At 50.6% G+C, this 12,227-nt stretch carries 9 protein-coding genes; 8 read left to right on the top strand and 1 reads right to left on the bottom strand.

The features are described 5' to 3' along the window. Positions 1 to 43 precede the first annotated feature (43 nt). Positions 44 to 1,459, top strand: a complete 1,416-nt coding sequence (pyk, locus tag BO18_RS22385; protein ID WP_034449789.1) for a pyruvate kinase — start codon at positions 44 to 46, stop codon at positions 1,457 to 1,459. 37 nt (positions 1,460 to 1,496) lie between these two features. Here pyk and BO18_RS22380 read toward each other — a convergent pair whose 3' ends face one another. After that, a complete protein-coding gene (locus tag BO18_RS22380; RefSeq protein WP_034449787.1) occupies positions 1,497 to 3,044 on the bottom strand; it encodes a hypothetical protein in 1,548 nt (515 codons plus the stop codon). Positions 3,045 to 3,248: 204 nt separating this feature from the next. Between BO18_RS22380 and BO18_RS22375 the strand changes: the two genes are divergently transcribed. The 7 genes from BO18_RS22375 (at position 3,249) to BO18_RS22335 (ending at position 12,224) form a co-directional block, all read left to right on the top strand. Next, positions 3,249 to 4,412 (top strand): carbohydrate ABC transporter permease, encoded by a 1,164-nt coding sequence (locus BO18_RS22375; RefSeq protein WP_081861202.1) that lies wholly within the window; start codon positions 3,249 to 3,251, stop codon positions 4,410 to 4,412. Positions 4,413 to 4,414: 2 nt separating this feature from the next. Next, positions 4,415 to 5,470, top strand: a complete 1,056-nt coding sequence (locus BO18_RS22370) for a carbohydrate ABC transporter permease (protein WP_081861201.1) — start codon at positions 4,415 to 4,417, stop codon at positions 5,468 to 5,470. A 53-nt stretch (positions 5,471 to 5,523) separates the two neighbouring features. After that, positions 5,524 to 7,341 carry a hypothetical protein gene (locus BO18_RS33355; protein ID WP_051689060.1) on the top strand — a complete coding sequence of 606 codons (1,818 nt, stop codon included), beginning with the start codon at positions 5,524 to 5,526 and terminating at the stop codon, positions 7,339 to 7,341. Positions 7,342 to 7,362: 21 nt separating this feature from the next. Continuing rightward, positions 7,363 to 8,706, top strand: coding sequence for an ABC transporter permease (locus tag BO18_RS22350; protein WP_034449781.1), 1,344 nt, complete (start codon positions 7,363 to 7,365; stop codon positions 8,704 to 8,706). 74 nt (positions 8,707 to 8,780) lie between these two features. After that, the gene (locus BO18_RS22345) at positions 8,781 to 9,800 is read left to right on the top strand and encodes a transglutaminase domain-containing protein (RefSeq protein ID WP_034449779.1); all 1,020 of its coding nucleotides are present in this window, start codon (positions 8,781 to 8,783) and stop codon (positions 9,798 to 9,800) included. Between the two features lie 100 nt (positions 9,801 to 9,900). Further along, positions 9,901 to 11,655 (top strand): indolepyruvate ferredoxin oxidoreductase subunit alpha, encoded by a 1,755-nt coding sequence (gene iorA, locus BO18_RS22340; RefSeq protein WP_034449778.1) that lies wholly within the window; start codon positions 9,901 to 9,903, stop codon positions 11,653 to 11,655. After that, on the top strand, positions 11,649 to 12,224 hold the full coding sequence (locus BO18_RS22335; protein ID WP_034449777.1) for an indolepyruvate oxidoreductase subunit beta: 576 nt from the start codon (positions 11,649 to 11,651) through the stop codon (positions 12,222 to 12,224). The genes iorA and BO18_RS22335 overlap by 7 nt, the downstream gene beginning before the upstream one ends. Positions 12,225 to 12,227: the final 3 nt, after the last annotated feature.

The raw sequence follows: 12,227 nt of genomic DNA, 5'->3' as shown, positions 1-12,227 counted from the left end.
CAGGCAGAACTTTTTGAGATACATTAAGGAGATTTATTAATATATGCGCAAAACCAAGATCATATGTACGATAGGACCTGCTTCCGACAACGAAGAGACACTGACAAAGATGTGCGAAGCGGGAATGAATGTCGCAAGACTGAATTTCTCACACGGTACGCATGAGCAGCATCAGGAGAAGATCGATCTGATCAAGAAGGTCAGGGCAAAGCTCAACCTTCCGATAGCGATCATGCTCGATACCAAGGGACCTGAGTACAGGATCAAGACCTTTAAGGACCATAAGGTCGAATTAAAGGACGGTGCCGAGTTCATCCTCACGACAGATGATATCGAGGGAGACGAGACACGCGTTTCCGTCACATACAAGATGCTCCCGAGTCAGCTTAACAAGGGAGACAGGGTCCTCATAAACAACGGCCTGGTCATCCTTGAAGTAAAGGAGATCAAGGGCGCGGACGTCATCTGCAATGTCATCGTCGGCGGAACATTGTCCGACCAGAAGTCCATGAACTTCCCCAACAAGGTAATGCAGGGTGGTTTCCTGAGCGAACAGGATAAGAAGGATCTTATCTTCGGCATCAAGAATGATATCGATTTTGTCGCGGCCTCCTTTGTCTCACGCAAAGAAGACATGATCGAGATGCGCGAATTCCTTGACGCTAACGGCGGATCCGACATTGAGGTCATCGCGAAGATCGAGAACCGTGCGGGTGTAGACAATATCGATGAGATCTCCGCATACTGTGCCGGCATCATGATCGCGAGAGGCGATCTCGGCGTTGAGATCCCGTTTGTTGAGGTCCCCAGCGTTCAGAAGAGGCTCATCAAGCGTTGCAGGCTCTTAGGTCGCCGCGTTATCACCGCGACCGAGATGCTCGAGTCCATGATCAACAACCCGAGACCGACGAGAGCCGAGATCTCCGACGTTGCAAATGCAGTATACGACGGCTCGTCCGCCATCATGCTCTCCGGAGAGTCCGCTGCCGGCAAGTATCCTGTCGAGGCCGTAAAGACCATGTCACAGGTTGCCGAATTTACGGAAAACCACATTAACTACAAAGAGCGTTTCGCAAAGCAGGAGTTTAAGATCCGCAATAATCTCGATGCCATCTCACACGCAACATGCCAGATGGCCATAGACGTGGGAGCAAAGGCGATAGTCGTTCATTCGAGGAGCGGAGTTACGGCGAGGATGGTATCGCGTTTCAGATGCCCGATCGACATCATCGGCATGACAACATCCGAGAGGATATGGAGAAGGCTGAATCTCAGCTGGGGCGTTATCCCGATCCTGAACGAGGAATTCAATTCAACGGATGTAATGTTCTATCACGGCATGAACGTTGCCAAGGAAGTCCTGTCCCTTAAGACTGACGATAACGTCGTAATGACAGGCGGACTTATCAACGGAAAGGCCGGAAACACCAATACCATCAAGGTGGAGACGGTCAGCTGATAACGGACCGGCATTTTAAGAAAACAACTGATTTATATCAGTCATACAAGCACTCGACGACAAGCCAACGGGTGCTTATTTCCTCCTTGTAGATCGAAGTGACGGTGTTGTCATAGACCACCCTGTATCTGTCTGAAGCGGCGTAAAGATCATCGGCGAACCATTCGTCGGTCGTACCAGGCAGAAGATCTAAAACGAGCGCGTCGCAGCCGTATTTGCCGACGAATTCATCCATGTCTTCGATGTTGTCGATCATCATCTGCCCGGAGATATAGTCCGTGCCGGAGAAACTGGCCATGTAAAGATCGGAACGGTTGTCTATGTGTACGGGGATCCCGTAGAAGGCGAGCCACGTTCCCGTGTTGAAGGAGTTGTATATCCTCTTGTAGCCGTTCTGCTTGACGCACCCGATGACGCCTTCGTCATATGCCGCTATGGCGCTGGCCGTAGACATTGTGTTGGTCGGGATGAACTTTATGACAGAAAAGACTGATATGAATGCGAAGTAGAATACGCAGAACGCTGAGAGTATGTAGAATGACGCGTTGCTGAACTTTATCTTTTCGAGATTGATGCGGAAGATATTCTGGTTGAACCAGGTAAGGAGGCTCTGGATCTCTTCCGTGCAGAGAGCCAGCAGGAAAAGGGCAGTGAAGTTCATGAAGCGGCAGTATTTGCAGGAAATGACTATGAACATGCAGAAGATGCAGAGCCTGGTTATGGCATTCTTGTCGAAGGCCTTTACTCTGCCGTCAACGGCAAATGCGACTATCACGAGAAGCAGTACGGCTATCTCCCATATGGCAAATGTCTTCGGAGCCCACTCGATGTTATATGCCCAGACATCCTTGCCGTCTGACTGGACGAGGGCATATGCCCATACCTTGATGCCCAGAGGATTGAGGAGTGAACAGACGAATGCGCCTGCGGCTGCCGCAAGGTATATGAGCGCTGTTTTGAACTGCCTGAAGATGAGCTCGATAACTATGAATACCGCAAATACAGCAAAAAGGAGCGGTACCATGCCTCCGTGGATCCAGGCGAGAGCGAAAGCCGCTCCGCAGAAGGAAAGCGATTTGAACAGTATCTTCTTTTCGGAGAGCATCACATAGACCACGAGCAGGAACGCGAGTTCCGAGAAAAGATGGGGTCTTGCGTTGTAGTTGGGGAACGAAAGGAGTCTTGCGACCACCGCGACCGCCACGATTATCAGGGGATGGACCTTTGCCGAGTGTTTTTTGAAGATGATCCCTGCTATGGCATAGTTGAAGCCTGCACAGACTCCGATGACGCCCGCAAGTCCCAAGAGCTTATAGGCGATGCCGACTATGTAATACCAGCCGATCTCGTGGGGCCACCAGTTGAGGCCTTCATGCCAGCTGTATATCTCCTCCGGAATGAACCTGCCGCTCGCAAGGCAGTCCAGACCTATCTTTATCTGGATGGCTGCATCGCCCACATAGTTGCCGATCATGTCGGTGTAGAGAAAAGGGCAGTATATCAGTACAACCGCACAGATAAGGAAGATGTTCCGGGCATTGAGCGGCCTTCCGTTTCTGTAATCGAGAGCATTCTCGTGCTTCATAACGTCTCCATAAAGCGAAATCTTTACCAAAATTATACTCTTTGGAGCGTTATAAAGGATATACTTACTGTAAAAGACCGCAAACCCTTTATTTGATGCCGTTTTGATGCCGATTTGCCTCAATTTGCACCAAAATCAGGATTAGATATAATGTAGCGCGATAGTATAATTCGATTGAGGTGTGGGGAACACTGTTTACTTTGTATGGATAATAGGACTGAAAATCAAAACCGCATAGAAGACAAAGGGGAAGTCACCGGCATAAGACCGGGGTCTGAGGTTGCAAAGACTGAGAAGGCCAAGCCCGCAAAGACAGCCGTCAGGCTGCCTGTAAAGACTCTTTCCGAAGAGGAGAGGGACGCTGCCCTTATCAACAGACCGAAGGCCAAGGATGTTACACCCCTGGCAAGCAAGAAGCTCGCTCCGAAGGATATTCCCGTTTTCGAGGATACTCCCGAGAGGCGTGAGAAACTCGAACTCCGCAAGAAGAGGCATTTCAAGAGGAAGCTCCGCGACTGGGGCATCTTTACGGGTTACCTGACACCGAGTTTTGTCGGCGTGCTCGTTTTCTTCTTCCTGCCGCTGCTCATGCTGCTCAAGACTTCATTCCAGAAGTCTCCAACGAATTCCGATTTCGTCGGATTCCGCAACTATGAGAGAGTTCTTACCAACGATGCCTTCATTTCCGCATCGCAGAATACGCTTACTTTCGCGCTCATTTCCGTGCCGCTGGCAGTCGTTCTCGCACTGCTCGTCGCGCTCCTGCTCAATTCGGGACTTCCGGGAAAGAGCCTTTTCAGAAGTTTCCTGTTAAACCCCATGATGGTGCCTGTAGCATCAGTCGTGCTTATCTGGCAGGTATTCTTCAGCTATAACGGCGTCGTAAACGGCATCACTGCCCAGCTTTTCGATAATGCCGAAAAGATAGACTGGCTCAAATCGTCCTACGCGCAGATAGTAATAATGCTTTTGTTCCTATGGAAGAACTTAGGTTACAACATGGTGTTGTTCCTGGCTGCCCTCAACAGCATCCCGCATGAGATACTTGAGTCTGCCTCGATAGACGGCGCCGGCCCGGTCAAGAGATTCTTCGCGATCAAGCTCCATTATCTGTCACCGACGATATTCTTCGTAGGCATAATGTCGCTTATCAACTCATTTAAGATATTCAGAGAGGTCTATCTGCTTACGGGCGACTATCCGTTCGATAACCTCTACATGCTCCAGCACTTCATGAACAACTCGTTCACGCACCTCGATTACAGCAAGCTTTCCGCAGGTGCGATCGTAATGTGCATAGTAATGATAATAATCGTAGGCGGTCTGTTCTTCGCAGAATCCAAGTTCGATAAGGATGTGGAGGAATGACGATGGACGAGATCAAGCGTACACAAAGAAGAAGAGCAGCAACTCTGGCGCGCCGCAACATCTATGTTGAGACAAAGCAGCCCGAGACATTCATCACATCACTCAATCCCGAGGCAAGGGAAGCTTTTTTCGCTTCAGAGAAAAAGAGGATCGCCCTTAACCTCAGGAAGCGCAGGATAACGAAAGGGATAATCACCGGTATCGGAGTCGCTGTCGCCATATTCATCTCGGCACTGGCACTCGTCCCGATCTTTTTTACTTTCCTTAATTCGTTCATGTCTTCCGAAGAGATCGTATCGAATTACCAGGTCGTATTCCAGAGCATGTCCGGACACGCGACCCAGGGCGCCACATACATGTCCAGGACACCTGTCCTGAAGCTCATACCTGAGGAAGTCACGATAAGCCAGTACACGACACTGCTCTTCATGAATCCGGAGTATCTGTTCAAGTACTGGAACTCGATCATACTGACGCTCCCCATCGTTGCGGGACAGATGATCGTAGCCTGCCTTGCTTCTTATTCATTTGCAAGATACAGAAGGAAGAGGAGAGAGGTGCTGTTCTTCTCGTACATCATCCTCATGCTCATGCCGTTCCAGGTAACGCTCGTTCCGAACTACATGATCTCGGACGCGCTCGGTATCCTTGATACCATCTGGGCGATCATACTGCCGGGTATTTTCTCGACTTTCGCGATCTTCCTTCTCACCAAATACATGCGCCAGATCCCGTCGGGATATATCGAGGCGGCAACGCTCGACGGCGCGTCGGAATGGCAGATATTCACGAACATCGCGCTGCCTTTGTGCAAGAACGCGATATTCGCTCTGACGATATTGCTCTTCATCGATTACTGGAACATGGTCGAGCAGCCGCTCGTTCTCCTGACCGATGTGGACAAACAACCGTTGTCGGTATTCCTTTCACAGATAAACGAACCGGAACTGGGAATCGCATTTGCGGCATCGAGCGTCTACATGATCCCGCCGCTGCTGATCTTCTTCTGGGGTGAGGATTATCTCGTCGAGGGAATCTCAAGGTCGGGAATCAAATAAATAAACAATATGCGCAGGGAAGCACATACGTAAGATACGGAGGAACAAAGAAGATGGCAAAGGGTAGCACTAGAAGAGCCAAGGTCGTAAAAGCGATGATCGCTTTTGTATTGATCCTTGCATTGCTGACATTCTTCTCGAACACGATAATGAACCTGACGATACCGAAGGTTATGGGAACATATGCCTCCAGAGGCAATCTCTCATATTCCAATTCCGCCAGAGGTACGATAGAGGTCGAAAACCAGACGGAAGTCAAAGGTCTTGAAGGCAGGACCGTCGATCAGGTAATGGTTACCAACTACGACCAGGTGGAGAAGGGAGACGTGCTCCTGACACTGAAGTCGCTGGAGGATTCCGAGGCACTTGAGTCAAAGAGGGAAAGCCTTAAGGAACTCGAGAGAGAAGCGGAATATGAGGCAAGATCGCCTTCAGACACCACGGATTTCTCACCTTACCGCGATGCCATTAACTCCGCCAAGACTTCCCTGTCTGAAGCAAAGGACACGCTTTCACAGGTACAGAACAAGTCCGCCGTTGAGAACGAGAACAGAAAGATAATCGATGAAGAGTCCGCAAAGGCAGTATCCCTTGAAGCATCGGTAAAGGCTGCAGCTGAAACAGTCGAAGACATTCAGAAGCAGATCGACGCGATTGATGCTGCGATCGCACCTCTTCAGTCACAGATAGATGTTTATGTCGCATTGGGCACTCCCACTCCGACACCTTCTCCCGCACCCGGAGAAACAACTCCTCCGGTTACGAACACCGAAAACACCGGTGATACGGGTGATGCAGGTGATGCCGGAGATGCAGGCGACACGGGCGATTCAGGTGATTCCACAACTCCTCCGCCGTATGTTCCCAATCTCGATGCGGACGGATTAGACAAGAATTCACCCACATATGAGATGGATAAGCTCATGTATAAGATCGCTCAGTACGAAGAGCAGAAGGAAGCCCTTGAATCGCAGCTCGAATCAGCTCAGGCACGCCTTACCGAGGCATCAGCAGAGCTCGCAGAGTGCCAGGGCAAGATCAACGAGGCACAGCAGGCCATCGATGCACTCGGACAGCTTCCTTCGGAGTCTGCTGCGCAGAATGCCGTAACTTCCGCCCAGAATGCAGTAAATTCAGCCCAGAAGTCATATAACGACGCACAGACACAGGCAGGCATTACTGCTGATAAGAATAAAGACGCCATTGCAGACCGTAATGCAAAGATCGAAAAACTGAAGAAAGAGATCGAGGAGCTCGAGAAGGCATCCAAGATCAAGGAGATCACGGCCCCGGTTGCAGGTTATATTTACAATTTCTCCGTCATGTCCGGTGATGAACTCACCGCAAAGACGATCGTCACATATATCCTTCCCGTTACGGACAGGATCTGCTCGGTAACGTTCAGCTTCACGGCTTCCGCGGCACAGAACATCTGGGTCGGAATGCCGCTCGAGGTAACATCAGGATTCATCGAAGGATGCACGGTATCCTCCATGAAGCCCGATCCGAACGATCCTAGAAACACGAGACTCGTCAAGTGCATCGTCGACGGCTCTGATGCATGGCCCGGAGAGGAAGTTACCGTTAACGCCGGAAGAGGCAACGACAACTACAAGTGCGTCGTTCCGAGCAGCGCGGTCAGCGAAGACAACAGCGGATCCTTCGTATATGTTATCATCGGTTCCTCCACTCCACTCGGCGATAAGTATGTCGTAAAGAGAGTAGACGTAACCGTTGAGGCAACTGACGGTGCGGCATCAGCCATCAAAGGTGAAGGTCTTGATAAGTACGATGTCATGATCGTAGTCAGGGCAGAGAAGCCGCTCGAAGACGGACAGAGAGTAAGACTCGAAGACTATACCGCCAAGTAAGCCCCGTAAGGAAAGACAGAAATGCGAGTAGTAGAAAAGACAAAAGAGATCTGGAGCAAAGAAAAGGAGAATACCAGGAAGAACTTCCTGAAGCTCATCCTTGCAGTTCCGTTCTGGATCATATTGGGAGCGCTGGTCCTGATCGGGATAGGCGTCGGAAGAACGATCTTCCTGAGCGGCTCAAGACCCGACCAGCATGTCGCAGAGATCTGGCAGAGCAACTCTGAAGTATCGTTCAGGCACATGAGCGTCTATGCCGGCGGCATAAGGGCTTCAGGTGACACTTCGCCCATGACGTACATAGCAGGCGGCAAGTCGATCCATTATGCTGATATACCGATCATCAGGAAATCTCTTCAGAGTACGGCCGATACCGGTTCCGGCGCTTCAGGCAAGAATCTGGGCTATGTCGAAGGCAAGCTCAGAGGCTGGGAGGACTGCTATTCCTCCACGGTAATGGCTACAGTCTCCGCCATGGAGTTCAAAGACGGTAAGGAAGTAACGACAGGTACCGCCAATGCGCAGCTTGTTGCCGTAGGCGGAAACTACAAGGCATTCCACCCCTACAGATACATGTCAGGCGGATTTCTTCCCGAGATCCCCGTGGATATGAACCAGATAGTCATCAATGACGTTCTCGCCTGGAAGTTCTACCGTTCATACGATGTTGTCGGAAACAAGATCATCATAAACAACCAGATGTTCACCATCATCGGCGTTGTTGAGGAGAAGAATACCAAGGTTGCTGAACTTGCAGGTGAGCAGGAAAACCGCGCGTTCATCTATTTCGGCGCACTCGGCACCATATTCGGCAGCAAGAACAGTTCCGGCAGCGATGAATTCGGCGATTACGGTAACTACGGTGATTACGGCGGCTATGGCGACTACGGAAACTATGGTGACTACAGCGGCAGCGGTTCGGGCACGACGGATTCCGAGGCGGACTATGCGATCCAGTGTTATGAAGCAATGCTTCCCGAGCTCGTAAAGGGCGTAGCGGTAACGGACTTCAAGAATGCGCTTCCGTCATATTCGCTCACGAATCCCCAGGTATATGTATCGAACGATACCGGCAGATTCGGCGTTTTCAGGATCCTCGATACGATGTTCCCGTTGGGCGAGACCGACAGGGCGAGGATGGGATATGAGTTCCCTTATTGGGAGAGAGCCGCACAGCTCACAGAGGACAGGCTCTTCTACGATTATATGATCACCGCTTTCGGCATCCTTCTGTTGTTTGCCGGCATCGTCATGATCGCTCTCAAGTTCCGTGCCAAGAAGACCGTTGATCCCGATGATCTCAAAGCAGATGACATCGAAGACATGAATGAGAAGGCCGAAAAGGAACTGATACTCAAGGCCTGAACATTACGGATAGAATAATCCTGATTTTTTACTTATAATTCCCTTTAGGCGTCATGCCTGAAGGGAATTGTTTTATGCGGAAGATAATGGCTGAACTGATATCCGTTGTTTTGGCACTGGCATTTGTTTTTGCATCTGCCGGCTGTTCCGCCCGTGAATACGACTATAAGCTGGAGACGACAAATGCTTCGGCGGCGAATACCGCGGCATATCAGTCAGAAGCCGTTCTTTATTCCCGAAAAGAATTCGACAGCAGGAGATATCCTTATTTCGCCATGCTGAGCGAGACGGAGAAGGATGTCTATTCTCTGATCTACGAAGAGCTTTCCCAAGGAAACAGGAAGTTCGAATGTCCTGTGAATGCGGACTCCGACCAGCTTTCAAAGGCGGTTGACGCAATGCTTAATGACCATCCCGAGATATTCTGGCTGGATAACAATTACGGGTTTACATACGATCCGGCAGACGGCTCCATCAAGGAAATAACGTTCAAGTTCTTTGACTTCGCAGATACGCCCGAAAAGCTCGAAAAGGCGAGGGCTGAGTTCAATTCCGCGACGGATTCCCTGGTTGCCGGAGCGCTTACTTATTCAACGATTGCCGAACGCGAACTGTATTTCCACGATTATATCTGTGAAAACACCGAATACGACGAGGAAGCGCCGTACAATCAGAGTGCTTATTCCGCACTTGTGCTTCACAGGTCTGTCTGCGCCGGATATGCCAGGTGCTTCCAGTATCTTATGCAAAAGACGGGTGCGGCCTGTTATTACGTATCCGGCAGAACCGAAGGCCTCGTCACCGATACGGGAGAGGAAGGTGACGGTATGAGCAACGGCCGCCATTCGTGGAACATAGTCCTCATTGACGGTGAATTCTACAATATCGACTGCCTGTGGGACGATACGGCAAGCGATGTTTACGGCAACCTGATATATCCTTTCTTCAATCTGAGCGATGAAGCTCTGATACATCACGCGCGTTCAGGGATGTCCGTATCTCTTCCGGACTGCAACGGCACCGATTTCAAGTATTCCAACAGGTTCGGCGATACCGTCGAAGCGGACGAACTCGTGTTTACCGACGCGGCATGAAATCCCCCGAAAACTCCATGTGCTTATTTAAAGAAGAGTATTTTTAGCGTATAATTAACAGATTGATTATAAACATATTCATTTTGTAGGAGATGTAAAAATGAAAGAACTAATGCTTGGAAACAAGGCTATCGCAAGAGGTCTCTATGAGGCCGGCGTGGCAGTTGCAAGTTCGTACCCCGGCACTCCCAGTACTGAGACTACCGAAGAGGCTGCCAAGTACGATGAGATCTACTGCGAATGGGCACCCAACGAGAAGGTCGCAATGGAGACCGCTTTCGGTGCAAGCAGGGCAGGCAAGAGATCTTACTGCGCCATGAAGCACGTAGGACTTAACGTCGCTGCCGACCCGCTCTTCACAATGAGCTACACCGGTGTCAATGCCGGAATGGTCATCCTCGTAGCTGACGATCCCGGAATGCACTCTTCCCAGAATGAGCAGGATTCAAGGCACTACGCTATCGCTGCAAAGATGCCTATGTTAGAGCCCGCCGATTCCCAGGAAGCAAAGGACTTCGTGATCGAGGCATACGATATTTCCGAGCAGTTCGATACTCCCGTACTCATCAAGATGTGCACGAGAGTTGCTCACTCCCAGTCCGTAGTTGAGACAGGCGAGAGGATCGAAGTTGCCGTCAAGCCTTACGAAAAGGATGCAGGCAAGTACGTAATGGTTCCCGCAAATGCAAAGAGACGTCATCCCATCGTTGAGGAGAGGACAAGAAAACTCGTGGCATTTGCCGAGGAGTCTTCTCTTAACCGCGTTGAGGAAGGTTCTGATACATCAATGGGTATCATCACTTCCTCCACTTCATATCAGTACGTTAAGGAAGTATTCGGAGACAAGTATCCGGTATTGAAGATCGGACTTATCAATCCGCTTCCCGAGCAGAAGATCAGGGACTTCGCCGCAAAGGTAGATAAGCTCGTTGTAGTTGAGGAACTTGACCCCATCATCGAGACACACTGCAAGACATTGGGTCTTGAAGTTACAGGCAAAGACATTTTCCCTTTGATCGACGAGTTCTCCCAGGGCCTCATCGCTGCTAAGCTCGGACTTCCTGAAAAGCCCGCATGCAAGCCCATCGAAGGACTTCCCGGAAGACCGCCGGCAATGTGCGCAGGCTGCCCTCACAGAGGAATGTTCTACGTTCTTTCCAAGCTCAAGCTCACGGTCATGGGCGATATCGGATGCTATACATTGGGTGCCACCCCTCCGCTCTGCGCTATCGATACGACAGAGTGCATGGGTGCGTCCATCAGCTCACTCCACGGATTCAATAAGGCTCTTGGCGCTGATGCTGAGAAGAAGACTGTTGCCGTTATCGGTGACTCCACCTTCATGCATTCAGGCATGACAGGCCTTGCAAACATCGCATATAACCAGACAAATTCAACTGTCATCATCCTTGATAACTCCATCACGGGCATGACGGGACACCAGCAGAATCCCACGACAGGCTTCAACCTCCGTGGCGATCCGGCAGGCAAGATCGATTTGGAAGCTCTCGTCCGCGCAATGGGTATCAACAGAGTACGAGTAGTCGATCCTTATAACCTCGCTGAGGCTGAAGCAGCAGTCAAGGAAGAGCTCGCAGCTGAAGAGCCTTCCGTAATCATCTCCAGAAGACCGTGCGCTCTCCTCAAGAAGGTAAAGCGCGGAGAGCCTATCCAGGTTAACCCCGACAAGTGCAAGTCCTGCAAGGCATGCATGAAGCTCGGATGTCCTGCGATCTCCTTCAAGGACGGACACGCAAAGGTAGACGTAACACAGTGCTTCGGCTGCAAGGTATGCAGCGAGCTCTGCAAGTTCGGAGCTTTCGAGACATTGAACGGGGAGGCAATCACATGGTAACAAGCATAATGATAGTAGGCGTCGGCGGACAGGGTTCGCTCCTCGCAAGTAAGTTATTGGGTAGAGCCGCTATGGACAAGGGCTACGACGTAAAGGTCTCCGAGGTTCACGGCATGAGCCAGAGAGGCGGAAGCGTAGTTACTTACGTCAAGTTCGGTGACAAGGTAAATTCCCCCATCATCGACAAGGGCGAAGCTGACTACATCATCTCTTTCGAGCTTCTGGAAGCTGCAAGATATGTTCAGTTCCTAAAACCCGGCGGACAGATCGTCACTAACTCACAGCAGATCGATCCCATGCCCGTAATCGCAGGCACGGCAGAATATCCGTCTGATCTTATCGCAAAGATGGAAGCTGCAGGAGCCAAGGTAGACGCCATCGACGCTCTCACGATCGCCGAGCAGGCCGGTTCATCAAAGGCAACGAACATCGTGCTCATGGGTGTCTTCTCAAAGTACATCTCCGAGATCAGCAAGGAGGAGTGGATCAAGGCCGTTGAAGCTTCTGTTCCCGCCAAATTCCTTGAGCTCAACATGAAGGCCTTCGAAATGGGCCTCGCAGCAGAGTGATAT

It is taken from the genome of Butyrivibrio sp. AE2032, assembly GCF_000702965.1.
This window is presented reverse-complemented; position numbering and strand designations above follow the sequence as displayed.